The sequence below is a fragment of the Methanoculleus formosensis genome (genome assembly GCF_025384765.1).
GTDB classification, from domain to species: domain Archaea; phylum Halobacteriota; class Methanomicrobia; order Methanomicrobiales; family Methanoculleaceae; genus Methanoculleus; species Methanoculleus formosensis.
Map to the genome: position 1 here is coordinate 1 of NZ_VHLL01000005.1, position 23,057 is coordinate 23,057.

Below are 23,057 nucleotides of genomic sequence, written 5' to 3' on the forward strand. Positions count from 1 at the left end.
GGAAGCGATCCGGGCATCGATGGGGATGGTGAAAGGAATTACGGTGTTACGGCAACGGGTTTAGAGAAAGGATGGTAGAACAAGGTCAAACAGAAGGAGAGGTGAGGGAGATTTAGCGAAGTACTGAGACTCGCAGGGGATCCCCCACGTCAGGAGGAGCCCTTCCATCAGGGTCGGGGGATCGAGCTGCTCCTCGGCATGGGTGAGGAGTTCCGTCCCGCTCTCTTCACCGAGCCGCCGGGCGGTGGCGGCTATCCGCTCCGTGAGCCCGGGCGGAGCGTCCAGAAGGAGTTTCTGCACGAGCGATCCGGTGACGTCGTGCCGCTGCAGCGACCGTGCCACCTTGATCAGCTGCCAGTCCCGGGCAAACGAAGTACCGGTGCGCATCTCTTACCCTCTCATGATGCCGTAAGCCATCACGCAGAGGCCGATGATCACCACGACGTGGGAGAAGATCGCCGACCAGGCGATGGTGAAGTCATCGGGCGTGAAGACGCTCACGAGATCGGCGAACGTGATCCCCACGACCAGCGTAAACAGCCCGTAGATAAAGATGAGCAGGGTGGGCTGCCTCACGATACGGTAGGCATTGAAGATGATGCCGATCAGGAGCGCTCCGAGGAGAAGCGTCACGATCGCAAGCATCTGCTGTATGGTCTCAACTTCCATTCCGTTCATGTCTGTTCCTTGACCTTCCTCACCGAGATGATCGTCTGGATATCCCTCACTCCCGGAAGGCCGGAGAGGGGGACGAGCACGTTCCGTTTCAACTCGGATATGTTCTGCACCCGGACCTTGACGAAGAAGTCGCCCGGCTCAAGAACTTCGTAGAGTTCAAGGATGCTCGGGAGACCCCGCATGAACTCTTCGACCTCCGGTTTCCCCTCGGGGTGAACCCGGACGTTCAGAAAAGCGACCAGCGTATGCTCGAAGCACTTCTGGTTGATGACGATCGTGAACCGCTCGAGGATCCCGGCGTTCTTCAACTTCTCGATCCGTTTAAAGACCGTCGACGGTGCGATACCCAGCATTGAGCCAAGTTCTGCCATAGACATTCGCCCGTCTTTCTGCAGTTCCCGAAGGATCGCATCGTCGATCTCATCCATTCATACAGTAGTTACAAGTTTTTATTAATAAAAATTCCGTATTTGCTTTTATACCTTGTGTGGATTTTTTTTCGTTTCTACTGGATAATGGACGGGCCAGGAGGGTTTTGCCGGGTCACAGTCCGGTAATTAAATGCAGGTTTTTTGAGGTTTGGGAAATAAAATGGGGTTATTTCCAACAACCGTGAACTAAATTTTCATATCCCGTGAAAGACTGTTCCCCCCGGGTTGACGATCCTGATCGTCCCGGCTCCTCCCGCTGCTTCCCGGATGGCCGTATCGATGAATGCTCGTGCCGCGCGGAATCCCTCTTCTACGGACATTCCCCGGGCGAGAGAGGCAGCGAGCGCAGCCGAGAAGCAGCATCCCGACCCGTGCACCGAGTAGGGGTACCGCTCCCCGGAGAGCCGTATCTCACCGTCTCGGTCGACAAGAACATCGACCGTTGCACCGCCGGCGAGATGGCCGCCCTTCACCACCACGGCACGGGCGCCGAGGTCGAGGATCCGTTGCCCGGCCTCGGCCATCTCCTCGACGGTCGAAACACGCATCCGGCCGAGCACCTCCGCCTCCGGGATGTTCGGGGTGACGACCGCCGACCGGGGGACGAGGAGTTCCGCGAGATCCCTGACGGCATCCTCCGCGAGCAGCCGGTGGCCCGACGTCGAGACCATCACCGGGTCGATCACGAGCGCGGCATCCTCCGGGAGAGCCGTTGCGACGACCCGGACGTTCTCGGCGTTCGCGAGCATCCCGGTCTTCCACGCCCCGATCGAGAAACCGTCGGCGACCGTCTCCATCTGCGCCCGAACTGCGTCCGGCGGGAGCACCCAGGTTCCCCGCACCTCGCGGGCGTTCTGGGCGGTCACCGCCGTAATGACCGTCAGCCCATAGACTCCGAGCGCCGTAAACGTCTTCAAGTCCGCCTGGATGCCCGCCCCTCCCCCCGAGTCGGAACCGGCGATAGAACACGCGGCGATCATCTGCGCATCCGTCATCCCTCAGGTGTCGCCCGGTATCCGCTTGAATCTTTGCCTCTCCCGCGCCATTCCCTTTATCTCGTCCTGCACCGACCACTCTTACAATGGACGTAGAAGAGATCAGCCGCCGGCACCTCGCCGCCGGCACCCCTGACGACGAGATCGTGCGCCTTCTCTCCCGGGATATCCTCTCGATCAAGCACCACCGCGTGACCCCCGCATACGCCGAAGCATTCGCCCGGGCGGTCCTCGCCGAAGCGAAGAACTCGACCGGGCTCTCCGGCGACCTCTTCACCTTCGAGCCCTCCGGCTCGACGATGGGGGAGTTCGGCGTCGGCTCGCGAGGGTCGGGCGACTTCTTCGCCCACCGGCAGCTCGCCCGGATCATCGGCCGGACGGAGGCAGCGGTCGGCGTCGACGAGATGGACGACGCCGGCGCCGTCCGTGCCGGCGGGGACTACATCATCACCACCGTCGACGGGATGCACTCCCGCCTCTCCGACTTCCCCTTCCTCGCCGGGTTCCACGTCACCCGGGCGACGCTCCGCGACGTCTACGTCATGGGCGCAAAACCCGTCGCGCTCCTCTCCGATATCCACGTCGCCGACGACGGCGACGTCGCGAAGATATTCGACTACACGGCGGGGGTCTCCGCCGTCGGCGAGGCGATGGGCGTCCCGCTCGTCACCGGCTCCACCCTCCGCATCGGCGGGGACATGGTGCTCGGGACCCGGCTGACCGGGTGTGTCGGCGCCGTCGGTGTCGCGAACCACCTCACTGCGAGGAAGCAGATCGCCCCCGGCGACGTCCTCCTCATGACCGAAGGGGCGGGCGGCGGGACGATCGCCACCGCCGCGATCTACTCCGGGTTCCCCGAGGTCGTCGAGGAGACGATCAACCTCCACTTCCTCAAGGCCTGCGAGGCGCTGCTTGCAAGCGACGTCCTCGCGAGCATCCACGCCATGACCGACGTCACGAACGGCGGGCTCCGGGGCGACGCCTACGAGATGGCCGAGACTGCCGGATGCCGGATCGTCGTCGTCGAAGACGACCTCCGCACCCTCGTCCGGCCGAAAGTTCTCTCAATGCTCGACGCGCTCGAGATCGATTACCTCGGCGTATCGCTCGACGCCCTTCTGGTCGTCGCGCCGCCCGAGGCTGCGCCTGAGATCCGGCGGGTCGTCGAGTCCGCCGGCGTCGCGATGAAAGAGGTCGGCTATGTCGAGAGAGGCTTGCCCGAATCCGTCCTCTCGGTCGGCGGCGAGATCCAGGACTTCACGCCCCGGTTCCGGGAGTCGGCATACACCCCGGTGAAAAAGGTCGTCGATGAGGACAAAAGAGACTTCGAGGAGATGAAGGCCGGGGTCGAGCGGGCGGCGGAAGCGGCGCTGGCGAAGAAAGAGCGGATTCTCTCCCGGCTCCGGACTATGTGAGGGGAACGGATGTATTTTCAATCGGTGGAGAATTATTTACCCTTTTTAAAAAGAGGGTTACCGTAAGAGATCGTAGATTTGCTCTTTCGTCATACCCTCAAATTCTGCGACATCGGTGACGATTGTGTTCAGCGTAGCTGTGCTGAGTTCGTCATGAAGGGGTATAGTAACTCGGAGTCGTCTACCTTCAACAACTTTGCGCATCTGGACATGACTTCCGACCTGCCGCAGAAAAGAGAATCCGAGTTTTTTAAGGGCTTTGATGGTCTCAAATCCACTAACAACCGGATGTCGCGGCAACGATATCGACCTTGTACTCGAAATTTGATGGTATCTGGCCTTCCGGTTCGCGGGTCTCCGGCTTATATCTGGTTACGATAGTGATCCGTTCCCCCGCTTCGAGTTCTTCCGTGTAATGGAGCGACGTTGCTTCCAGGATATTGTCGATAAGCTCTCCAACGCTCTTACCCTGGGTATAGATGGCATTTTCAGGTGCATGTGCGCTGGCGCTCCACCATCCTTCGGCATACGTTACTTCAAATGTGACCAGCATGACGTTACACCTCTGTATAACTGGGATGTTGGTTTTTCCAGAGATAAGGTTAATGGGAAGACGGTTATCACACAGCGGCATACAATCTTCCCGCTATCGTTCACGCTAAAACGCAGTCTCGAGGTGCGGCCGGGCCGCTCGCGTCTCCTCGGGTGGAACTGAAGGACACCCCGGCTGCGGCAACCGGCCTGTTCGGGGCGCCGGTCCGCCGCAGGATGGAGCGTAACCTAATCTTCCGGTTTCTTCCCGCCTGCGCAGACGTTATACGCCAGGTACGGCAGTTTCTCCTCGACGAAGGGCTCCACCTTCCTCGCGAGGTTGAAGACCGGGTCTGCGAGGTTTAAGTGCGCAAACGAGCACCGGCTGACCGAGACGCTCTCGAACCCGGCCGCCTTGAAGAGCTCCGCGATCTCGGCGTTGGTGTAGTAGTGCTCATCGAAGTCCCCGACGCCCACCTTCTTCAGGCCGACCTTCTCCCCCATCTGGTAGACGATGGGGGCGATGCTCGTAAAGACCGTTCGCGAGAGGGTGCAGACAGCGATCCGGCCGCCGGGCTTTAAGACCCGGAAGCACTCCCGGAGCATCCCCTCCGGGTCGGGGACGTAGCTGAAGGCAAGCAGGCTCGCAAGGGCGTCAAAGGTGGCGTCCTTGAACGGGAGGACATCGGCCGTCCCGACGCAGAACCCCGACCCCGGACAGCGCTGCCGCCCGTGCCGGACCATTCCCGGGCTGATATCGAGCCCGACCGCCTGGCCGCCGTCATCGACATAGCGCTGCACAAAAAGCCCGGTTCCACACCCAAGGTCAAGAAGGAATCCGCCTTTCGGGATCTCCCGCATCACGTGGTCAGAGATATGCCCGTGATAATACCTTCCGCGGTTGCCGTCGTAGCGGTTATCGTAGATATCCGCGACCTCGTCATAATGTTGCTGTACTTTCTTCACTGAACACCTCCCGGGCGATCCGGGCAAGCAGTGCATTGACCTGCACAAAATCGTTTGCGTTGTGGGTGAGCCGGAGATCCGCGTCGGCGAGCGCGATGGCAAGGGCCGGATGGTTGTACTCGCGCCTGACCACCTGCCGGAGTTCGCCGACGACCTCCCGTGCCGAGAGCCCGTACTCGATCATCAGCGACTCGGCGATCCGGCGGGCGGCACCAATGTTGCCGTCCCGGAGGGCGACGAACGCCGACGTAGCGACGTTCGCGGTCTCGGAACGCGAGATCTCCGCGAGGTCGAACTCCTCCTTTGCTCTCGCGGCGATCTGCAGGTACATGATCGCACGCCGCAGGTCTCCCTGCGCGGCATACACGATCAGGTCGATGTCGTCGGCCGGAACCGCGGCACCTTCCGCGGCCAGGATCTCATCGAGCCGGACCCGGACGAGCGCGCTCTCGATCGGGGCGAAGAAGAGCGGTAGGCAGCGCGATGCGATGGCCGGGATGATCGTCGAGGGGCGGACGGTGACGAAGATGAACCGGCAGGTGGCGCTGTATCGCTCCATCGTCCGGCGCAGGGCCTGCTGTGCCTCGAACGTCAGGCCGTGCGCGTCCTCAAAGACCATCAACTTGAAGGCGGCGTCGAGCGGGCGCATCGAGGCGTACCACTTCACGATCTGCTTGAAGTTGACGATCAGGCTCCGGTCCTTGCGGTAGACCATGCTGAACCGCTCGTCCGACTCGAGCGCGCTCCTCCCTCTCCCGAGAAGGTCGGTCGCGCTGAAGACGGTCGTGTTCGCCTTCCAGTTCTCGCCGTAGAGCCTTCTCGCGAGGCACTCGACGGCCGCGGTCTTCCCGGTGCCGTGCGGGCCGGAGATGAGCAGATGGGGCACGCTCCCCGAATCCGCGAACGCCGTTATGTGGCGAACGACCTCGTCCTGTCCGATGATATCGTCGCACCGCTTCGGGCGGTAGACCTCACTCCAGAGCATGGGCCAGTCTCTCTCTCATCTCATCTATTGCCGCCCGAAGGAGATAGGTATTGTCCAGTGTGGCGATCAGTCGTTCGGCCTCGCCGGGCTCGAGGGAGGCGCACGCCGCGGTGATCGCGGGGAGGGCGCGGGTCACCTCGTCGACGATCGTCAGCGTCGCCGTGCGGGCGGTCCGGGAGAGCGGGTTTAGGTCGACGGTGATGACCGCCTTCCCCATCTCCCGGAGCGCTGCGCACCGGTCCCCGTCCTCGAGCGGCACGAGGACGACGTCGGCGTCCCCGATACCCCCCGGGAGCGAGAGCGCCCGGTCGTGGGAGAGCGGGACGATCCGCTCCGGCGTGCCCGTGAGGACACGGGCGCCGTGCTCAGTAAGGAGCCGGTTGATCCGCTCGATCCGCTCCTCTGTCCGGTGGAAGAGGTTCACCTCGACGTCGGCGCCGCTCGCCCGCTGGATCGCCGCGATCTCCGCCGCCGCAAGCGCCGCGGTGTTGCCGTTCACCGATATCACCGCGTGCCGGGCAGAGAGGAGCATCGCCGCGGCCGTCCGGGCGGCGAGGGCGGCGCTCTCGGTCGTCCGCTCGCCGATAAGGTAGTCAAACGCTTCCCCGCGCCCGTGGGCGGCGAGCCCCTCCAGGGCGACGACGCCCTCGCGTGCGCACCGGGCGAGCCGTTCGCGGGCGACGAGGGAGCGATAGCGTGGATGGTCTTTCGGGATCATGGTCTCACCTCGATCAGGTATGCGCCGCGGCGGGCGACGCGGAGGGTGTAAACCTCCCCGAAGAGAGAGAGAACCTGCTCCGCGCCCCTTCCTGCGGCAAAGACGCCGTTTCCAAGCATCGTCATGCTCGCCGGGACCCTCTCGGTGTCGCAGGCGTCGAGCACCCGCCGGACCTCCGGCGCGACGAGCTCGCTCTCCTCGGCGAACCCCCGCGAGAGGTGGCAGAAGTCGGGGAGGTCACGGGGGCAGCGGTCCGGGTATGCGGCGGCTATCCGCGCCATCGCCCCGGGAGACGAGAGGACCGAAGCGGTCGGGAGCGGACCGAGGCTCACGGCATAGAGGGGGTCATCCGGGTAGAACCGGGTGATCTCAGCGTGGATCCCCGCCCCCGTCCGGCAGACGACCCCGCCTGCCTGGCTTGCCGCGACGTCCCCGAGCCCGGTGCGGTGGAGGACCTCGGCCTCGTGGGCGTGGGCGGCCACCTCCTCCGTAGAGAGGCCGAGATCGAAGAGGTGGTTCACCGCCGTGAGCGTCGCAAGCAGCGCCGCCGCCGAGAGGCCGAACCCGGCGCCGATCGGGAGCCGGCACTCCGTCGTGACACGCGCCGTGACGCCCAGCCGTTCGAGGGCGTACTCGATCGGCGGCGACCCGGCGCTCGCGTGATCCTCCCGGACCACCCGGATGCTTGTTGCGCGGGCAGGTTCGACCGTCGAGCGCACCCCTTCGCTGATGACCACCCCGGCCCCGACGCTCCCGATCGTCGCAGGATCGCTCCCCTCGACGCGCTTGAAGTAGCCGGATATATGCCCGGGAGAGAATGCTACAGCAGTCCTGACCATATCGCCCTGGCGACCTCCTCTTTGCTCCCGGAGACGTCCCGCGCCCCGCCGGCGGTCATAATGCGGAACGACCCCTCCGCCGCGCCCATCGCCGGGGGAGCGTTCACGACGACCATCCGTACACCCCCATCAAGCATCGCCTTCGCCCGCTCCTCCTCGTCCCAGCCCAGTTTGAACGCCACCGTCACGGGGCTGCATGCCGCCGCCACCTCGTCGATGACCTTCGGGAGGGGCTCGAGCCGGACGGCCAGGGGCGAACCGCTCGGGATCTTACCCTCGTGCCGTTCGGGGGCGAAGTCCGATATCGCAGCTGCGCTCACGTAGATATCGACCCCCTCGTCCCGGCAGACCGAGAGGACCGCCTGGTGCATCTCGGCCGCGGTCGCTACATGGATGTTTCGGACGCAGGGGATCGACCCCGCGTGCACCACCGTCACATCTGCCCCGAGCCGGTAGGCCTCGAGCGCGAGCGCTCTTCCCATCCGCCCGGTCGAGCGGGTGGTGAGAACCCGGACGTCGTCGAGGGGTTCCGCGCACGCTCCGCTCGTGATCAGCACCCGTCTTCCCGCGAGCGGCTGGCCCGAGACCGCCCGTTCGGCGTGGAGGACGATCGTATCGGTATCGGCGATCTTTGCCTTCCCTTCCTCGATCCGGGGGTCGACGACGTCGATCTCCCAGGAGCGGAGCCGTCCGAGGTTCTCCACGACCCCCGGATGGCGGTACATGCTCTCGTGCATCGCCGGCACGACCACCACCGGCATCCCCCGGCCGAGCGCCGTCGTCGCGAAGGTCGTGGCCGGGGTATCGTCGATCCCGCAGGCGATCTTGCCGATGGTGTTCGCCGTACAGGGCGCGATGAGCAGGAGATCGGCCTCTCCGCCCTCCCCGCAGTAGAGGACGTGCTCCACCAGACCGGTGATCCTCGTGATCGCCGGCCGTCCCGTCGCGTAGGTCAGGGCGTCAGGGTGGATGATCCCGGCCGCCGCCCCCGTCATCACCGCCTGCACCGTCGCGCCCCGGCGGCGCAGGGCGTGAGCGAGTTTCACCGTCTCGACGGCCGCGATGCTCCCCGTCACGGCAAGCACCACCGTCTTTCCCGAAAGCGTCTTCACGATATCGTCACATCCTGCACCATATGCCACGCGTGCGGGCCGTACTTCTTCACCCGGTGGGAGGTCACCGCCGCCGAAAAGCCGGCTTCGTCCGCCCGTTCCCGGATCGTCTCGCTCACGTCCCCGATGCTGTGGACGTGGAGCACGCTTCCCGCCCGGACGTGGGCGAGGGCGTCGGCGAGCATCGAGGGGGCGTCGAAATGCCCCATCAGGACCCGGTCGTAGACCCCGGAGAGGAGGTCCCGGCAGTCGCCGAGTTCGCCCGCGACCCTGTCCGCGAGATGGTTTGCCATAATGTTACGTTGCAGGTATTCAAAGGCTATTGGGTTGATCTCCATCGCGTGGACCCGTCCACCGCTCATGGCCGCCGGTATGGTGAAGTAGCCGATCCCGGAGAACATATCGGCGATCCGCTCGCCGGGCCGGACGAGAGCGGCGATCCTCACCTTCTCGTCGCGGTTGCCTTTCGAAAACATCACCTTCGTCGGGTCGAGGAAGAACGTGCAGCCCTGCTCGCGGTGCCGCACCTCGCCTGCGCTCCCGTAGAGGATCTCAGTCTCCGGGACGCGCATCTCGCTCAAAAATCCCTTCACCCGGACGACGCCCCGGGGACGGCAGTGCTCCACGATCGCCCTGAGTTCCTCCTTTGTCGGCGCATCGCCGTGGAGCACCGCGACGTCGCCGATGAGGTGGTAGCCGCGGCCGCGGTAAGCCTCCCGCTCCGGAAGGTCTTCGTCGGCAGGATAGCCCTCCCTGACCGGGACCCAGGCGATGCCGTCCTCGACGTACGGCCGGCGGAAGGTGTCCACCCACTCCGCGTCCGCGATATCGGCGAGAACGGCCGCCGGCACCTTCCGCGCACGCATGGCAGAACTCACCCGACGATGACCAAGCGGTCCTGCTCTTCGTCGCGGAGCACCCGGATCGGCTGCCCCTCCACCGGGAACGTCCAGGGGACCGTATTGAGTTCCCGCGTCTGATAGGTTCTCGGGTCCATCAGCCCCATGACGCCCGGTTGCGTGAAGACGACGAGCGCGGACTCGGCCTCGCGCACGTTCCCGAGGAGGCGCTCGACCTCGTCCTCGGTGAGTGTCCGGGCAACGCCGGCCGTGAGATCGAAGACCCGGAGGCGCTGCCCGTCGATATCGCGCACCTCGAAGTAGTTGCCGCGGGAGACCACCACGTCGCCTTTCTGGTAGAACGGCAGCCGGATGGAGTAGGTAATCCGGTAGAGCGCTTTTCCGTCCTTCTCGCCGACCAGCTTCGGGTGGGTCGTGAACCGCCCGCCGAGCGCCCCCGTGATCGCCCTCGATATCTCCTGGCCGAGGTGCTGCGTCCCGACGGTGATATCGACGCCGTCCTTTGTCTCATCGAGGTCCGATATGAACGAGAAGCGGTCGCCGGCCTGCTGGAGCGACTCCTCGGTCTGCTCCGCGATATTCGCGGCGACCTCCCGCTCGTAGGCGTTGATCTTCCTGCCGGTCGCCCGCACCTGGACGTTCCCCGCGTAGTAACCCCCGGAGATGCGGCTGCACCGGTCGCAGGACTCCTTCTGCCAGCGGATCTCGGTGCTGCAAGTTCCCCTGACCGGGACGCCATAGAGAGCTGCCTCCACCTCGACGGTGCAGGCCGTCCTGTTCGGCGCTACCTCTTCGGCCCGGACGGTTATCCGGATATCCTTCGCGTCCTCGTGGATCTTCGTTGCCGATACCGCCAGTTCGGTGACGAGGTCAACGTGGGGCATCTGCAGGTCCGACCAGGTCTTGCCGCGTTTCTGCGACTCGCAGACCGGACAGTAGACGGCGGTCACGTACGGCTCGCAGGTCAGCAGCCGCACATCCGCCGCCCGGCACTCCGGGCAGAGCCCCTCCTCGCTCGGCTGCCCGCAGCGAGGGCAGATACTCGTCTGGATGGTCATGGTTCAGATCCTGAATATCTGGGCGTGCGGGACGTCGCCGATCACGATGCAGTCGTCTTCTGAGATGAGCCCCATGGCGACGGCGAGGGCTACGACGCGTTTCCCGATGATATTAACGTTCTCCGCGGTCGCGAGAGCACACCGGACGTCTTCTTCGTCGGCACGCTCTGTACCGTAAAATCCTCCGGTGATGCAGACCTCTACGTCGCCGTGCATCAGGGTGGCGTCCATGAGTTCAGCGTCACAGGCAGCCACCACCTCACCGGCGCCCGGTATGCGGTGCACTTTTAAGTACATCACATACCGTTTGACGCGAGCCGTCAAAAAGGTGCGCAGTTCCGTTAAGGGAGCGCGATATCCACGCCGTAGGTGCGCGACGGTGTCTCCACATGGATGCGCCAGGCGTCCTCTTCGGTGATGAGCCCTTCTTCCAGGTACCGGCGCGTGAACCGCGGCACCGACTTCGGCCCGATGACCGCGCCGGGCCGGGAGTTTTCGTCCATGTAGTCGCTCTCCATCGTGAACAGGCGGCCCGACCGGGCGAGCGCGGGGATCTTCTCGTGCCTCGCGATGAATGAGGGCATGAGCGGGGTATCGGGCGTTGCGAAGTGCTTGACGACCCGCTCGACCGGGATGCCCGCCCGCCGCGCCATATCGACGACATCGGTGCACGGCCCGCTCTCGGCGTGGAGCTGGACGGCGCAGCCGCAGTCTGCGGCGAGTTCGAGCGCGTGGTAGAGGACTGCGTTCGAGGCCGCGAGCACCTCCGGCGCGACCTCGTAGTGGGGCCGGCCGCTCTTAAGGGCCACCGCCTGGCCGTCCTCGACGTAGCGGGCGGCGAGGTCGAGCCCGGCCATCATCACGCCGGCGGCCTCGTCAAGGCTCATCCTCTCCACGAGTCGGTTCATCTCCGCCGGGTGGACGCCGAGGACCGGGTAGACGACAAGCCCGGTCTCCCTGACCATATCGGCGACCCGGAGCGTTCTATCAAAGACCTCCCGGTAGTCCTCGCCGCTGGACGGTTCGACCCCAAGCGACCAGGAGGGTTTCGCGACCAGGAAGATGTGCGTCCCCCCGCTGCGGCGAAAGTCCTTCGCGGCCTCGACGCCCCGGCCGTTGTTCGGGTCGATGTGGATATGGTCGTCAGTGATCGGTATCGCGGGGAGTTTCATGGAACTCGACGATCTCCATCATGGGGTAGTCGTCCTCGAGGTGCAGCCGGGCGCGGCAGACGGCCGACCCGACCTCGGTCGTGATCGCGGCGTCGAACATCTTCCCGGCAAGTTCCGAGTAGCCGAACCGGTTCGAGACCATCATATCGCGGTTCAGCCGGACGGTGATATCCGTCACGTAGGGCTGGAGGCCGACGGCCTGCTCGATGGCAGTCTCAACGGCGCCGGCGGTCTCTCGGGCGATGGGCGTCCCGACGAACTGGTGGTAGAGGGCGCCGAGCTTGATGCCGGCCTCAAACGCCGCTCTCTCGCGGTCGGTGATCATGGTTAGTAGGTTTGTGGGTATGGGAGTAAGAAGGTGCGCCCCCGGGGGAGGGGGAAAGAAGAGGTTCTGTTTTACACGCGCTCATAAACACGCAGGAACTCTTCTCGAGAGATACCTGCCTGCGTGCAGATGGTCCTGAGGGTCGGGCCTTTGATTTTTGGGTGGTTCGGCATCGTGAGCGGCGTCGTTGTGCCGTCCGGATTGCTGCGGATAAGCGCGATATGGTTGCCCGTCCTCACGACCTGAAAACCGAGCGCCTCCAGCGTTTTCAGCACCTTCCGCTGGGGCGCATCGTGCGGGAACTTCATCTATACAGCGACTTCGGCGACGAAGGTCTCCATGATGTCGTTGTTCTCGAACGCATCGTTCCCGAAGGTCTCTATGTGAAACTGTATGGCGGATTTCACCTCGGCAAGCGCCTCTTCGTAGGTGTCCCCCTCTGCAACGACGACGCCCTTCAGACCCAGAGGGTAGGCGACATAGCCGTCAGGATGCTTCTCGACGATGATTTTCAAGGTTTTCATGGGCTTATCTCTCCTGCATTTGATCGGAGTAGAGGCGATCAGTCTGATATTCAACTCGTCTGGCGATATACTTTAGCCCGGTTTCTTCGCCGGCGAAGGTTGTTGATTCATCTTCTGTTTTTGGTATTGATGGTGCTTCTTCCTGTGGTCAGGTTCACGCTTCCTGGCTCCGCCATACAGGAACCTGACCGTGGGTTTATTTATACATTCTGTCCGTACCCTCTACACGTCCAGAGGCTGTTCGTAAAAGTGAAGCGGCGGACCCCCTCCAGGGGTGGAGAAGACGGGCCGTCCTCACGGCGAGGCAGGCTATGCGGGTTATGATAGCCTTCGGCAGACAATCCGAATCGCCGGGACAGGTCATTAACATCCTGCCCGGAAACCCATGGCCTGACGCCCGCGATGCATCTTAAGGGTTATCTGCAACCGGCCGCCGGGCCCGTTCTTCCGAACTCCGTATGCCGCATCCTGATTACATAACATACTCGACAGAGTATAATAAGTAATCAATAGACTACTTTTTATAATCAACCAGCGACACTCTTCCTGCATGCTTGAAGCTCTCATATCCTCCGAGACGAGAGTGAAGGTACTCACGCTGTTCCTCTTAAACCCCGATAAGGAGTATTACATCCGCCAGGTCGAGAGGCTGGTCGGGAAGAACTACGCCCTTGTCCGCAAGGAACTCGCGCACCTTGAAGAGTTCGGCCTGTTGAGTTCGGAGACAAAAGGGAATCAGACATACTACACCGTCGACCAGACATTTTTTCTCTACCCCGAGTTGCAGAGACTGGTCCTTAAGACGGAAGGCGTCGCCCGGGTCCTCAAAGAGCAACTTGACGAACTCGGCGATCTCGAGTGCATATTCATCTACGGTTCGTTCGCCTCCGGAACGGCAGGTGCAAAGAGCGACATTGATCTCTTCCTCGTCGGTGATGTCGATGAGAGCCGCCTGATCCCTCTGATAAACGAGAGCGAGAGAACCCTGCAAAGGGAGATCAATTATACGCTGGTGAAGAAAGAAGAATTACGGGAACGCATCGACAGGGCCGATCCGTTCGTCACCAATGTTCTGAGCAGACCAAAAGTCATGATCCTGGGTGAGGGTTGCTGTGGTGAAACGCCTGGAGATGGAAGGGAAGATTGAGAGGATACCTATCGATCAGAGCACCGTCAGGGAGGCGATCGATATTGCGGAACGGGATCTCCATGCCGCCGAGATGAACCTTGAGATCAGCAACGAATGGGCGTATAACATCTCCTACAACGCCGCCCTCTCGGTGGGAAGGGCACTGATCTTCTCCAGGGGTTATCGGCCGAAGGGCACGTTTCAGTAAAGGAGTTCCTGAAGTTCTACCTCACCCCGGATGAGGTTGCCGCCTTTGACCGGATGCGGAGGAAACGGCATGCGGCCACGTATGATCACAGTTCTGTCGTCACCCGTACCGATGCAGAAGGCGCCCTTGCCACGGCAAGATTTCTGGTGAGCAAGATAAAAAAGATCCTTACAGATGATGGTTTTGTCTCTTAACTCCAGAAAAATTCGGCGTGTCCCCCCGAAGACAGGGTAGCCGCGACTTGCCGCCCCCGCGTGGTGATACCCACTGGAAAGCCGTGCCGGGAATCTAACGTGAGAAACCCGGTCTGTCCTTCGCGAGAAAATGGGCAGCCCTCTCCCCTCACCCAATCAACTTCACCAGCCCGTGCCGGGGCTCGAGCACCTCGCCGCCGCGTTTCAGCTGCTCGAGGGTGTGCTCGACCTTGTCGCGGGAGAAGCCCTGCTGCACCAGGATCTCGATCACCTCGTCGACCCGCGCCTGGCCGCCGGAGTCGCCCGAGACGTTCCGGATCGTCTCCTTCACCGACCGGATGATGTCGCGCTGCGACTTCGTGACCCCGGTCACGAGCTTGTCGATATCGAAACTCCCGCTCTCTGCGTCGTAGGCGACCTGCCGGAGACAGGCATCCACGATCTTCAGGATCCGGTCGGTATCCTCCGTATCGACGGTGTTCGAGAGCCGCATCCGTGCGCTCGCCTCCGCGAGCCGCACCAGCGCCTCGAGCTGCCGTGCGGTGACCGGGACGGGCTTGTTCCCGCTCGCGAGGTTTCTCAGGCGCATGTAGTAGGCGATCAGCGCCTCCTTCGCCCCGTCGGAGAGGATGGGGAAGCACGTCCGTTTCGCGTAGGCGATATACTTCCGGAAGAGTACTGGATCGATGTCGGGGATGACCGGCGCAAGCGCCCGCTCGATGTACTTGTCATCAACGTCGGGCAGCGGCTCGTACTCGTGCTGCTTGATCAGTTCGCCCACGCTGTGGGTCTTGATGATGTGATTGGCGATCGCCCCGTCGCGCTCGGCCTCCGGTTGATCGGTCATCACGAAGATGAGGTCGAACCGGGAGAGGAGCGACGGCGGCATGTTAATCTGCTCGCCGATCGGGACGAACTGGTCGAACCGCCCGAGTTTCGGGTTCGCGGCGCCGAGGAGGGCGCACCGGGACTTCAGGGTCGCGGTGATGCCGGCTTTTGCGACCGAGATCGAGTTGCCGCACCAGACCGGGATGCCGCTACGGCGCACGTAGAGGATGTGGTTTGGAACCTCGAGGCAGTAGATCGTGCCCTTATAGGGCCGCGTCTCGATATGCTGCTTTCCGTTTGTGTTGACGTTCGGCTCGTTCTGGCCGTCGCGGATGAAGGTCACCTGGTAGATATCGTGGGTCGCTGCGGAGGTTCCACCCCGCGGGTTGGATGCGATGGTCCCGGCCTCCCGCATGAGATGGACGTTCCCCGACCATCCCTTCTTCAACAGGAGTTCGGTGACGTCGTCGGCCAGTCTCCTCGAAGAGGTCGTGTATATCGAGACCCCGGTCGTTTTGTTGACGTAGCCGTCCCCGAGCATGAGCGCGTCGAGGAGTATCTCGATCTGCTCGGGAGGGAGGCTTTTCGCGTATCCGGGGACGTACTTCTCGTGGCATTTGCCGAACGGCGCGAGGTGCTCGGCGAGCTGCTTTGTGTTGATCGAGAAGTTCTTGCCGTCGTAGGAGAACCGGAACGGCAGCCGCTCAAGGCATTCCCGGATCTTCTCGGCAGACTCCGAAGTCTTCTGCGATATGATGACGCGGTAAGGAACCCCGGTCTGGTAGTGCCGCTGAACCGACCCTTCCGAGAGGAAATAGCCCAGGAACTCAAGCCAGTCGTCCATCCCGATCTGGATGGGATCGGTAAGCCTTCCTTCCGCATTCTGGTTCGCGAACTTGACGATGGGCGGGATCTCGTAGGTTTCCTGCCGCTCCCCTGCCCATACGGCGTCCTTCTTGAACCGCATCCGCTTGTGGATGGGGAGTTCGTCCATACGGACGAGCCGGAACCCTTCCCACTCGTCGGCGCGCCGGTTCAGGTTGACGTACATCCGGTGGTTCGGCGTTACCGCGAGGTCGACCTGCCGTGACTTGACGTAGTACATCTCCCCATCATACTCCGACGCCACGAAATTGGACGGAGCCGCGTACTCGAGCCCGCCGTCGGGTGAGAGGGTCGCGACGCGGTCGTCTGCGGTTACGTCCCGGAAGAGCTTCCAGCCGCTCTCCGTAAGGACCTCGGTCTCGTCGTCGTAGCACTGCTGTTCCATCGCCTCATGGAGCGCGCTCCGGTCTTCCTTCGCCATCTTGTCCATCTCGTCGACGGCGGCGATCCCCATATCCGCGAGGACCAGCGCACCGGCCTCGAGCGTCCAGCGCCCGTCGCCGAACTCGTCCTTGACCGCCGTCGCCGTCAGCCCGGCGGAGGTCGACGACTTGCCGCTCGTGTAGATCCCGCGGGGCGAGAGTTTCACGACGTACCGCAGGATCTGACTTTTCGCGATACCCGGGTCGCCGACCAGGAGAACGTGGACGTCGCCGCGGAGGCGGGAGCCGTCCGGCATATCCTTCGCGATCCCGCCGAAGAGCTGGAGCGCGATCGCCTCCTTCACGTCGTCGGTGCCATAGATCGTCGGCGCGATCGACCGGGCGATCTTCTTGTAGACCAGCGGGTCGCGGGCGAGCGCCATGATCTTCGCCTCATCCTCCTCGGTGATCGAGACCTCCTCGAACTCCTTCTCGGCGACCTCGATGGAGTTGCACTCGAGATAGATGTCAAAGAGCGTGCTCTTCTGGCCGTAGTTGATCCTCTGCACCGACCGGAGGATGCCGTTCAGCACCACCCGGTCGCCCGGCGATACCATCCCGGTCAGGTCGTCGGTGACGTCGATATCGAGCGTCTGGGGCTGCTCGCCGCCCCGCAGGCCTTCCGGCGACTCCTGGATCCGGAGTTTCTGGGCATCGACGAACCGGCACCGGTTCATGACGAGATCGAGCCGGGTCTTCCTCTCACAGTTCGGGCAGAAATCGGGCTCGTCGAACCGCCCGTAGCCCTGCGGGACCGGGTCGGTATTCTTGCCGCAGGTGCGGCAGCGGAAGACCGCGGTGACGATCCGGGGGCGGACCTCCGTGGTCTTTCGGAGGATCCCCTCGAGGGCGACGAAGGTGTTGATCTGGTCCGCCCGGATGTCGCGGACGTTGGTCTTCTGCGGCAGGTTCGTGAACCGGATGTTGATCAGGTCGGGGTCCTGGCCGTCCTTCAGTTTGAGGAGTTTGTTCTGGATGATCGCGTCCCGGATATCCCCGATGACCTTGCCCGGGCTCCGCAGGAGCTCGAACGCCAGTTTGTTGTTCAGGATCTTGCGGTAATCGATGATGAGCGAACGGTTGTGCGGGTACTCGCGGGAGAGTTCGGCAAGTTCCCGCCTGTACTGCTTCTTCAGGAACTTCGTCCACTCACCGACGTTGTCGGTGACCTCGACGGTAATCTCTTCGGTCAAGACAGAATCCTCAGCGGTGCTGCTCTGCGGCGAGGACGAACCGTGCGAGCAGCGCCTCCATCTGGATATCGCTGCTCGCCCCTTCCGAGAGGCGGAAGTCGGTCTCGCCAAGGGCGTCGATCAGCTTCACTTTGAGCGTCCGGTCGATATCGCGCTGGACCAGCGCCCGGTAACACTGGTTGATCAGCTCGTTCGGGGCGATGCCCCGGCCGCGGGTCAGGTCGGAGAGCGCCTGTTCCGCCTCGTCGAACTTCCCCGCTATCGAGAGGTCGAGGAGTTCGTCGATCTCGTCCGGGCGGGCGGTCGAGGTGATCGCATAGACCGTATCCTCGTCGATATCCGTCCGGACGATCGCGGCGCCCTGCAGGGCGTTGATCGCCTTCCTCATATCCCCCGAGGCGACGTAGACGATGGCGTCGAGCGCACCCTGTGTGACCGTGAGGCCTTCGACCGCGGCAATCCTCTGGATCTCCTCGATGACCGCCTCCCGGTCAAGCGGCCTGAACCGGTAGATGGCGGACCGGCTCTGGATGGGGTCGATGATCTTCGAGGAGTAGTTGCACGAGAGGATGAACCGGCAGGTCCGGGCGTAGGTCTCCATCGTCCGCCGGAGGGCCGCCTGCGCATCCGTCGTGAGCGCGTCCGCTTCATCGAGGAAGAGGATCTTGAACGTCGCCCCGGCAAGCGGCGACGTCCGGGCGAACTCCTTGATCTGGTTTCGGACGACATCGATGCCCCGCTCGTCGGAGGCGTTCATCTCCCGGAAGTTCATCTGCCAGGAGTCGCCGAAGAACTCCCGGGCGAGGGCCACGGCGGCGGTGGTCTTCCCTATCCCCGCGCTGCCCGTAAAAAGGAGGTGCGGCAGGTTTCCGGTCTTTACGTAGGCCTGGAGGCGCACCACGATATCCTTCTGCCCGACCATCTCGTCGAGTCGTTTGGGCCGATACTTCTCTATCCAGATGGTGTGGTTGCCGTCCATTTGCATAGGTGTTGGTGCTCGTTCATCGTAAAAGGATCGTCATCCGCTCCGATGATCCTTTTTAGAGGGTTGGAGGCGAACAGGTAGGTACTGAAACGCTGTGGAACTACCGGTGGTTCGCGTGGAGGTCGGCCCGGTTCTCCAGCACCGGTACGTCCTCACCCCCTTCCTCGAACGGACGGATCTATGGAACCTGTAGAGCGGGTATTTGCGCAGGACTTCTCCGCCGCGCGGCAGACGGCGGAATCCGGCGACGGCCGGGGCGGTTTGTACGTGGTGACGCCCGGCGCCGCCTGGTGCCGCCGCCTCTTCATCGTCGGCGCCCTCACCGAGAAGAGAGGGAGCGGCGACATCATGCAGGCCCGGCTTGCCGATCCGACCGGCGTCTTCCGGGTCTCGGTCGACTGGCAGAGCCCGGACGCGGTCGAGACGCTCGGCTACATCGAACCGCCCGCGTTCGTCGCCGTCACCGGGCGGGCGGCGCTCGCCGGAACCGGCGCGAGAGCATGCGCGACGGTGGAGGCCGAGGCCCTCTCGGTGGTGGACCGCACCGCCCGCGACCTCTGGGTGCTTGCGACCGCCTCCGCGACGCTTGATAGGCTTGAAGCGCTCCGTGACGGGAGGGATGAACAGGCCGCGGTCGCCCGCCGCCTCTACGGGGCCACGGACGAGGATATCCGCGGGATGGCCGGGATGGTGCGCACGGCGCTTGCAACCGTCCGCCCGGATATCTCCGTCGGCGAGGTCGCGCCCCTCGTCGCCCGCGACCTCCAGCTTTCCGCCCTCGAAGGGGAGGGCAGCGCCCGGGGCGTCGGGCTTGAGGATGCCGTCGCCGCCGGGGTGCGCTCAGGCCTCTCCCCCCGGGAAGCACGCGCCGCGCTCGAAGAACTCCTCGCCGACGGGGAGTGTTACCAGCCCGCATCGGGTATGATAAAACTGATCTGAGACATAATGCGCCTTCATTTCATAGAGAACGGCCCTGCCCTCCTGGTCGAGGGCGACCGGCGGGTGCTGGTCGTCGCCGACCTGCATATGGGCATCGAATCGGGCCTCGAACGTCATGGCGTCCACATCGCGAGCCGGAGCGCCGCCCGGGCCGACCGGGTGGTCGCCTGCATCGAGGAGGCACAGCCCGACCTCCTCCTCCTCCTCGGGGACGTCAAGCACAACGTCCCGGTGACGACCCGGCAGGAGTACCGGGAACTCCCCGGCGTCCTTGAGTCGTTCCGGGACCGGGTGCCGATCGCCGTCGCCCCGGGGAACCACGACGGGGGCATCGGGAGGTTCCTCGAGCCCGGCGAACTCCTGCCCGCCGACGGCGCGCTCATCGACGGCGTCGGATACCTCCACGGCCACACCCATCCCGCCACCGACCTCCCCGGCCACCTCGTCGTCATCGGTCACCACCACCCGGTCGTCTCGCTCATCGACTCCGTCGGGTGCGCCGCACGCGCCCGGCCGGCCTACCTCTACTCAGGCATCGAGGAACCGTCCGGAGAACGCACCCGCCTCCTCTTCGTCCCGGCCTTCAACGAGTTCGCTGGCGGGATCGACGTCGGGAGATTGCGGCAGAGCGGGCTCGGCCCCCTCTCCCGGTGCATAGACGAAAGATCCGCGGAGGTGTTCCTCGCAGATGGCACGTACGTCGGCTCCCCGGCCACGCTCTGCCCCGCAGACGACCGCTGACCTCCTCGACCCGCGGGTGCAGGAGGTCGTCCGGAAGCGCGGGTTCACCGAGTTCTCCGAGGCGCAGGAGCAGGCTATTCCCCGGCTCCTCGCGGGAGAAAACCTCGTCCTGGTGGCGCCGACCGGCACGGGGAAGACCGAGAGCGCGATGCTCCCGGTCTTCGACCGGCTCCTCGAAACCACCGGCGCGGGGTTCAAGGCGCTCTACATCACGCCCCTCCGGTCGCTAAACCGGGATATCCTCGCGCGGATGGAGTGGTGGTGCCATGAACTCGGCCTCTCGGTCGGCGTCCGGCACGGGGATACGCCGCAGAACGAGCGGCGCAAACAGGCGCTGAACGCCCCCGACCTCCTCATCACCACCCCCGAGTCGCTGCAGGCGCTCTTCATGGGCAAACGCCTCCGCGAACACCTCAAAAACGTGAGATACGTCATCATCGACGAGATCCACGAGCTCGCCGACAGCAAACGGGGAGCACAGCTCGCGGTGGCGATCGAACGCCTGACCGAATACGCGGGAGAGTTCCAGCGGATCGGCCTCTCGGCGACCGTTGGGAACCCCGACGATATCGGCCGGTACCTCTGCGGCAAGCGTCCGTTCTCGCTCGTCGAGGTGCCGGTCGCGAGCAGCCTCGATATCGGCGTCCGGTTCGCCGGGGAGGACTTCGGCGCCCAGGCGCGTGCCGTCGGGAAGTGCCTGGACACGCCGGGCTCCACCCTCGTCTTCGTCAACACCAGGGTGACCGCCGAAGCGCTCGGCCACCACCTCTACTCCCGCGGCGACGTCGAGGTCCACCACGGCTCGCTCTCGCGGGACGTCAGGGTCGATGCCGAGGAGCGGTTCCGCAACGGCGAGATCCGGACGCTGATCGCGACGTCCTCGATGGAACTCGGGATCGATATCGGCCACATCGAGCACGTCGTCCAGTTCGGCTCTCCCCGGGAGGTCTCGCGCCTGGTGCAGCGGGTCGGCCGAGCCGGCCACCGTCTCGACGCCGTCTCGCGCGGAACCGTCCTTGCAACGGGGTTCGACGACCTTCTGGAGTCGCTCGTGATCGCACGGAGAGCACGGGCAAACGAGTGCGAACGGATCGTCCCGCCCGCCGGCGCCGCCGACATCCTCGCGAACCAGGTTGCGGCGATCGCGGTCGAATACGGGGAGATCGAGATCTCCCGCGTCCGGGCGATGATCGAACGGTCGAACGTCTTTGCGGGGTATGGGTCGCTCCTCGACGACGTCTGCCGTCAGATGACGGAGCACCGACTGATCCGGATCGACGGGACCCGGATCGTCCGGACGGGCCGGGCTCGCCGCTACCTCATCGAGAATCTCTCGATGATCCACGACGAGCGCAAGATGGAGATCTTCGATATGGTCTCGCGCCGCACCGTCGGGACACTCGACGAGTCGTTCGTCCTCGGGTGGATGCACACCGGCGCGGTCTTCATCACGAAGGGGCAGCTCTGGCGGGTGCTCGATATGGAGGGGGGCAGGATCACGGTCGAGCCGGCCACGAAGGCGAAAGGCGAGGTCCCGTCGTGGGAGGGCGAGCAGATCCCGGTGCCGTTCGCCGTTGCCCGGGAGGTCGGGGCGCTCAGGAGGACACGGGCGTTCGGCCGCTACTCCGATATCCCGGCGGGGATAGCCTACGCGGAGCGGTTCATCTCCCGGATGGACGCTGGCAACTACCCGGTTCCCACCGACCGCCTCATCACCCTCGAGAACGCGGACGAAGGCGTGGTCTGCAACGTCTGCGGCGGGCACAAGGCGAACGAGGCGCTGGCCCGGGCGCTCTCGGTCCTCCTCTCTGCCCGCTACGGGACGACCGTCGGGATCGAGGTCGGGGCCTACCGGTTCCTCCTGCGCCTCCCCTCCCATGTCCGGGCACTGGAGGTGCAGGAGACCCTTGCGGCGCTCGAACCCGAGCACCTCTCCGGGGTCCTGAAACTCGCCCTGAAACGGACGGCGCTCTTCAAGTGGAAGCTCGTGCAGGTGGCGAAGAAGTTCGGCGCCATCGACGCGGACGCCGACTACGAGCGGTTCAGCATCCACCGGCTCATCGACCTCTTCGACGGCACGGTCATCGCGACCGAGGCCTACCGCGAGCTCTTCAGCACCTCCATGGACACGGACGCGGCGGAGGAGATCCTCTCGTCGGTCCGCGACGGCCGCATCGCCGTTACCACAGGGCGGTTAAGCCCGCTCGGGAGCGAGGGGCTCTCGTCCTCGCGGGACATGATCCCGCCGCCGATGGTCGACCAGGCGGTGATCGGGACGCTGATGCGCCGCCTTGAGAAGGAGGAGGTCGTCCTCTTCTGCATGCACTGCCGGAAGTGGAAGAGCCGGACGGTCATCGAGCGCGTCCCCGATAAGCCCCAGTGCCCCCTCTGCAACGCCCGCCTCATCGCGGCGCTGAAACCCTGGGACGAGGACCTCATCCCGGCGGTGAAGAAGAAGAACAAGTCCGAGGAGGAGCGGGCGATCGAGGTCCGGTTTCTCCGGAGCGCAAACATCGTCTTATCGAGCGGGAAGAAGGCGGTGACCGCCCTCGCGGCAAAAGGCGTCGGGCCGGAGGCGGCCTCAAGGATCCTCGCGACCCTGACCGAAGGGGACGCCTTCTACCGGGAGATCCTCAAGGCCGAGCGGAACTACGTGAAGACGCATAGGTATTGGTAATGGGGGTTCTGCGGGCGCGTGAGGCGCACCTGGCGGTGGCTTTTTGGGGATAAGCCTGTGAGACCTGGGGTGACGGCGGAAACCAGGAAAAAACCTGGTAAAGTGGACCGTGGGAGTATCGCCATGCACTGCCCCCGCCCCAGGGGGCGGGGGAGGAGCGCGAAGCGCGGGCGGGGTGGGGGGCACAGGCATAGCCTTACAGGGTAGAGACAGGGGAGGGGGGATGCTCCCCCCTCCCCGTCAGCCC

At 64.1% G+C, this 23,057-nt stretch carries 26 protein-coding genes; 6 read left to right on the forward strand and 20 right to left on the reverse strand.

The features are described 5' to 3' along the window. Window positions 1–60: 60 nt before the first annotated feature. The 4 genes from FKB36_RS09190 to thiD all read right to left on the reverse strand — a co-directional run bounded on the left by FKB36_RS09190 (window position 61) and on the right by thiD (window position 2,104). Entirely contained in the window at window positions 61–387 is a 327-nt protein-coding gene (locus tag FKB36_RS09190) for a hypothetical protein (RefSeq protein ID WP_261597764.1), read from the reverse strand. 3 nt (window positions 388–390) lie between these two features. Beyond that, window positions 391–678, reverse strand: a complete 288-nt coding sequence (locus FKB36_RS09195; RefSeq protein WP_261597765.1) for a hypothetical protein — start codon at window positions 676–678, stop codon at window positions 391–393. Continuing rightward, window positions 675–1,106: an Lrp/AsnC family transcriptional regulator gene (locus FKB36_RS09200; protein WP_261597766.1), complete on the reverse strand. Its 432-nt coding sequence runs from the start codon at window positions 1,104–1,106 to the stop codon at window positions 675–677. Before FKB36_RS09200 ends, FKB36_RS09195 begins: the two co-directional genes overlap by 4 nt. 197 nt (window positions 1,107–1,303) lie before the next feature. Next, window positions 1,304–2,104, reverse strand: coding sequence for a bifunctional hydroxymethylpyrimidine kinase/phosphomethylpyrimidine kinase (gene thiD / locus FKB36_RS09205; RefSeq protein WP_261597767.1), 801 nt, complete (start codon window positions 2,102–2,104; stop codon window positions 1,304–1,306). Between the two features lie 86 nt (window positions 2,105–2,190). On the opposite strand from thiD, the gene FKB36_RS09210 reads away from it, so the two are divergent. Continuing rightward, the gene (locus FKB36_RS09210; RefSeq protein ID WP_261597768.1) at window positions 2,191–3,519 is read left to right on the forward strand and encodes an AIR synthase-related protein; all 1,329 of its coding nucleotides are present in this window, start codon (window positions 2,191–2,193) and stop codon (window positions 3,517–3,519) included. Window positions 3,520–3,576: 57 nt separating this feature from the next. Here FKB36_RS09210 and FKB36_RS13440 read toward each other — a convergent pair whose 3' ends face one another. From FKB36_RS13440 to FKB36_RS09275, 14 genes are all read right to left on the reverse strand, one after another. After that, window positions 3,577–3,819 carry a type II toxin-antitoxin system HicA family toxin gene (locus FKB36_RS13440; RefSeq protein WP_390895707.1) on the reverse strand — a complete coding sequence of 81 codons (243 nt, stop codon included), beginning with the start codon at window positions 3,817–3,819 and terminating at the stop codon, window positions 3,577–3,579. Next, on the reverse strand, window positions 3,797–4,072 hold the full coding sequence (locus FKB36_RS09215) for a type II toxin-antitoxin system HicB family antitoxin (RefSeq protein WP_261597769.1): 276 nt from the start codon (window positions 4,070–4,072) through the stop codon (window positions 3,797–3,799). Before FKB36_RS09215 ends, FKB36_RS13440 begins: the two co-directional genes overlap by 23 nt. A gap of 227 nt (window positions 4,073–4,299) precedes the next feature. Continuing rightward, window positions 4,300–5,016, reverse strand: a complete 717-nt coding sequence (locus FKB36_RS09220) for a class I SAM-dependent methyltransferase (RefSeq protein ID WP_261597770.1) — start codon at window positions 5,014–5,016, stop codon at window positions 4,300–4,302. Beyond that, the gene (locus FKB36_RS09225) at window positions 4,991–6,001 is read right to left on the reverse strand and encodes an AAA family ATPase (RefSeq protein WP_261597771.1); all 1,011 of its coding nucleotides are present in this window, start codon (window positions 5,999–6,001) and stop codon (window positions 4,991–4,993) included. Before FKB36_RS09225 ends, FKB36_RS09220 begins: the two co-directional genes overlap by 26 nt. After that, window positions 5,988–6,719 carry a 4-phosphopantoate--beta-alanine ligase gene (locus tag FKB36_RS09230; protein ID WP_261597772.1) on the reverse strand — a complete coding sequence of 244 codons (732 nt, stop codon included), beginning with the start codon at window positions 6,717–6,719 and terminating at the stop codon, window positions 5,988–5,990. Before FKB36_RS09230 ends, FKB36_RS09225 begins: the two co-directional genes overlap by 14 nt. After that, window positions 6,716–7,558: a pantoate kinase gene (locus FKB36_RS09235; protein WP_261597773.1), complete on the reverse strand. Its 843-nt coding sequence runs from the start codon at window positions 7,556–7,558 to the stop codon at window positions 6,716–6,718. Before FKB36_RS09235 ends, FKB36_RS09230 begins: the two co-directional genes overlap by 4 nt. Further along, window positions 7,540–8,670, reverse strand: a complete 1,131-nt coding sequence (gene coaBC / locus FKB36_RS09240) for a bifunctional phosphopantothenoylcysteine decarboxylase/phosphopantothenate--cysteine ligase CoaBC (protein WP_261597774.1) — start codon at window positions 8,668–8,670, stop codon at window positions 7,540–7,542. Before coaBC ends, FKB36_RS09235 begins: the two co-directional genes overlap by 19 nt. Continuing rightward, window positions 8,667–9,536: a class I SAM-dependent methyltransferase gene (locus FKB36_RS09245; RefSeq protein WP_261597775.1), complete on the reverse strand. Its 870-nt coding sequence runs from the start codon at window positions 9,534–9,536 to the stop codon at window positions 8,667–8,669. The genes coaBC and FKB36_RS09245 overlap by 4 nt, the downstream gene beginning before the upstream one ends. A gap of 8 nt (window positions 9,537–9,544) precedes the next feature. Then, window positions 9,545–10,588, reverse strand: coding sequence for a 60S ribosomal export protein NMD3 (locus FKB36_RS09250; protein ID WP_261597776.1), 1,044 nt, complete (start codon window positions 10,586–10,588; stop codon window positions 9,545–9,547). A 3-nt stretch (window positions 10,589–10,591) separates the two neighbouring features. Continuing rightward, window positions 10,592–10,885 (reverse strand): DUF424 domain-containing protein, encoded by a 294-nt coding sequence (locus tag FKB36_RS09255; protein WP_261597777.1) that lies wholly within the window; start codon window positions 10,883–10,885, stop codon window positions 10,592–10,594. Between the two features lie 44 nt (window positions 10,886–10,929). Continuing rightward, window positions 10,930–11,760 carry a TatD family hydrolase gene (locus FKB36_RS09260; protein ID WP_261597778.1) on the reverse strand — a complete coding sequence of 277 codons (831 nt, stop codon included), beginning with the start codon at window positions 11,758–11,760 and terminating at the stop codon, window positions 10,930–10,932. Then, complete coding sequence (locus FKB36_RS09265) at window positions 11,732–12,085, reverse strand: dihydroneopterin aldolase family protein (RefSeq protein ID WP_261597779.1); 354 nt, start codon at window positions 12,083–12,085, stop codon at window positions 11,732–11,734. Before FKB36_RS09265 ends, FKB36_RS09260 begins: the two co-directional genes overlap by 29 nt. A 71-nt stretch (window positions 12,086–12,156) precedes the next feature. After that, complete coding sequence (locus tag FKB36_RS09270) at window positions 12,157–12,393, reverse strand: type II toxin-antitoxin system HicA family toxin (RefSeq protein WP_261597780.1); 237 nt, start codon at window positions 12,391–12,393, stop codon at window positions 12,157–12,159. Further along, window positions 12,394–12,609 (reverse strand): type II toxin-antitoxin system HicB family antitoxin, encoded by a 216-nt coding sequence (locus FKB36_RS09275; RefSeq protein ID WP_048114158.1) that lies wholly within the window; start codon window positions 12,607–12,609, stop codon window positions 12,394–12,396. Between the two features lie 583 nt (window positions 12,610–13,192). On the opposite strand from FKB36_RS09275, the gene FKB36_RS09280 reads away from it, so the two are divergent. Further along, window positions 13,193–13,756 (forward strand): nucleotidyltransferase domain-containing protein, encoded by a 564-nt coding sequence (locus FKB36_RS09280; RefSeq protein WP_261597781.1) that lies wholly within the window; start codon window positions 13,193–13,195, stop codon window positions 13,754–13,756. Further along, complete coding sequence (locus tag FKB36_RS09285) at window positions 13,740–13,946, forward strand: hypothetical protein (RefSeq protein ID WP_261597782.1); 207 nt, start codon at window positions 13,740–13,742, stop codon at window positions 13,944–13,946. Before FKB36_RS09280 ends, FKB36_RS09285 begins: the two co-directional genes overlap by 17 nt. Window positions 13,947–14,288: 342 nt before the next feature. Here the strand turns inward: FKB36_RS09285 and FKB36_RS09290 are convergent, their stop codons facing one another. Continuing rightward, window positions 14,289–17,468, reverse strand: a complete 3,180-nt coding sequence (locus FKB36_RS09290; protein WP_261597783.1) for an LAGLIDADG family homing endonuclease — start codon at window positions 17,466–17,468, stop codon at window positions 14,289–14,291. Between the two features lie 10 nt (window positions 17,469–17,478). Next, window positions 17,479–18,447: a replication factor C small subunit gene (locus tag FKB36_RS09295; RefSeq protein ID WP_261597917.1), complete on the reverse strand. Its 969-nt coding sequence runs from the start codon at window positions 18,445–18,447 to the stop codon at window positions 17,479–17,481. 186 nt (window positions 18,448–18,633) lie between these two features. On the opposite strand from FKB36_RS09295, the gene FKB36_RS09300 reads away from it, so the two are divergent. Genes FKB36_RS09300 through FKB36_RS09310 form a run of 3 tightly spaced genes read left to right on the forward strand, consistent with a single transcriptional unit; the run spans window position 18,634 to window position 22,810 of the window. Beyond that, a complete protein-coding gene (locus FKB36_RS09300; RefSeq protein WP_261597784.1) occupies window positions 18,634–19,392 on the forward strand; it encodes a hypothetical protein in 759 nt (252 codons plus the stop codon). 6 nt (window positions 19,393–19,398) lie between these two features. After that, window positions 19,399–20,133, forward strand: a complete 735-nt coding sequence (locus FKB36_RS09305) for a metallophosphoesterase (RefSeq protein WP_261597785.1) — start codon at window positions 19,399–19,401, stop codon at window positions 20,131–20,133. Further along, window positions 20,081–22,810 carry a DEAD/DEAH box helicase gene (locus tag FKB36_RS09310; protein WP_261597786.1) on the forward strand — a complete coding sequence of 910 codons (2,730 nt, stop codon included), beginning with the start codon at window positions 20,081–20,083 and terminating at the stop codon, window positions 22,808–22,810. The genes FKB36_RS09305 and FKB36_RS09310 overlap by 53 nt, the downstream gene beginning before the upstream one ends. Window positions 22,811–23,057: the final 247 nt, after the last annotated feature.

Excerpts from the sequence above, each read along its gene's own strand:
- FKB36_RS09190 (WP_261597764.1), bottom strand. The coding sequence starts at position 387 with ATGCGCACCGGTACTTCGTTTGCCCGGGACTGGCAGCTGATCAAGGTG.
- FKB36_RS09195 (WP_261597765.1), bottom strand. The coding sequence starts at position 678 with ATGAACGGAATGGAAGTTGAGACCATACAGCAGATGCTTGCGATCGTG.
- FKB36_RS09200 (WP_261597766.1), bottom strand. The coding sequence starts at position 1,106 with ATGGATGAGATCGACGATGCGATCCTTCGGGAACTGCAGAAAGACGGG.
- thiD (WP_261597767.1), bottom strand. The coding sequence starts at position 2,104 with ATGACGGATGCGCAGATGATCGCCGCGTGTTCTATCGCCGGTTCCGAC.
- FKB36_RS09210 (WP_261597768.1), top strand. The coding sequence starts at position 2,191 with ATGGACGTAGAAGAGATCAGCCGCCGGCACCTCGCCGCCGGCACCCCT.
- FKB36_RS09215 (WP_261597769.1), bottom strand. The coding sequence starts at position 4,072 with ATGCTGGTCACATTTGAAGTAACGTATGCCGAAGGATGGTGGAGCGCC.
- FKB36_RS09225 (WP_261597771.1), bottom strand. The coding sequence starts at position 6,001 with ATGCTCTGGAGTGAGGTCTACCGCCCGAAGCGGTGCGACGATATCATC.
- FKB36_RS09230 (WP_261597772.1), bottom strand. The coding sequence starts at position 6,719 with ATGATCCCGAAAGACCATCCACGCTATCGCTCCCTCGTCGCCCGCGAA.
- FKB36_RS09235 (WP_261597773.1), bottom strand. The coding sequence starts at position 7,558 with ATGGTCAGGACTGCTGTAGCATTCTCTCCCGGGCATATATCCGGCTAC.
- FKB36_RS09245 (WP_261597775.1), bottom strand. The coding sequence starts at position 9,536 with ATGCGTGCGCGGAAGGTGCCGGCGGCCGTTCTCGCCGATATCGCGGAC.
- FKB36_RS09250 (WP_261597776.1), bottom strand. The coding sequence starts at position 10,588 with ATGACCATCCAGACGAGTATCTGCCCTCGCTGCGGGCAGCCGAGCGAG.
- FKB36_RS09255 (WP_261597777.1), bottom strand. The coding sequence starts at position 10,885 with ATGTACTTAAAAGTGCACCGCATACCGGGCGCCGGTGAGGTGGTGGCT.
- FKB36_RS09260 (WP_261597778.1), bottom strand. The coding sequence starts at position 11,760 with ATGAAACTCCCCGCGATACCGATCACTGACGACCATATCCACATCGAC.
- FKB36_RS09265 (WP_261597779.1), bottom strand. The coding sequence starts at position 12,085 with ATGATCACCGACCGCGAGAGAGCGGCGTTTGAGGCCGGCATCAAGCTC.
- FKB36_RS09270 (WP_261597780.1), bottom strand. The coding sequence starts at position 12,393 with ATGAAGTTCCCGCACGATGCGCCCCAGCGGAAGGTGCTGAAAACGCTG.
- FKB36_RS09275 (WP_048114158.1), bottom strand. The coding sequence starts at position 12,609 with ATGAAAACCTTGAAAATCATCGTCGAGAAGCATCCTGACGGCTATGTC.
- FKB36_RS09285 (WP_261597782.1), top strand. The coding sequence starts at position 13,740 with ATGGAAGGGAAGATTGAGAGGATACCTATCGATCAGAGCACCGTCAGG.
- FKB36_RS09295 (WP_261597917.1), bottom strand. The coding sequence starts at position 18,447 with ATGGACGGCAACCACACCATCTGGATAGAGAAGTATCGGCCCAAACGA.
- FKB36_RS09300 (WP_261597784.1), top strand. The coding sequence starts at position 18,634 with ATGGAACCTGTAGAGCGGGTATTTGCGCAGGACTTCTCCGCCGCGCGG.
- FKB36_RS09305 (WP_261597785.1), top strand. The coding sequence starts at position 19,399 with ATGCGCCTTCATTTCATAGAGAACGGCCCTGCCCTCCTGGTCGAGGGC.
- FKB36_RS09310 (WP_261597786.1), top strand. The coding sequence starts at position 20,081 with ATGGCACGTACGTCGGCTCCCCGGCCACGCTCTGCCCCGCAGACGACC.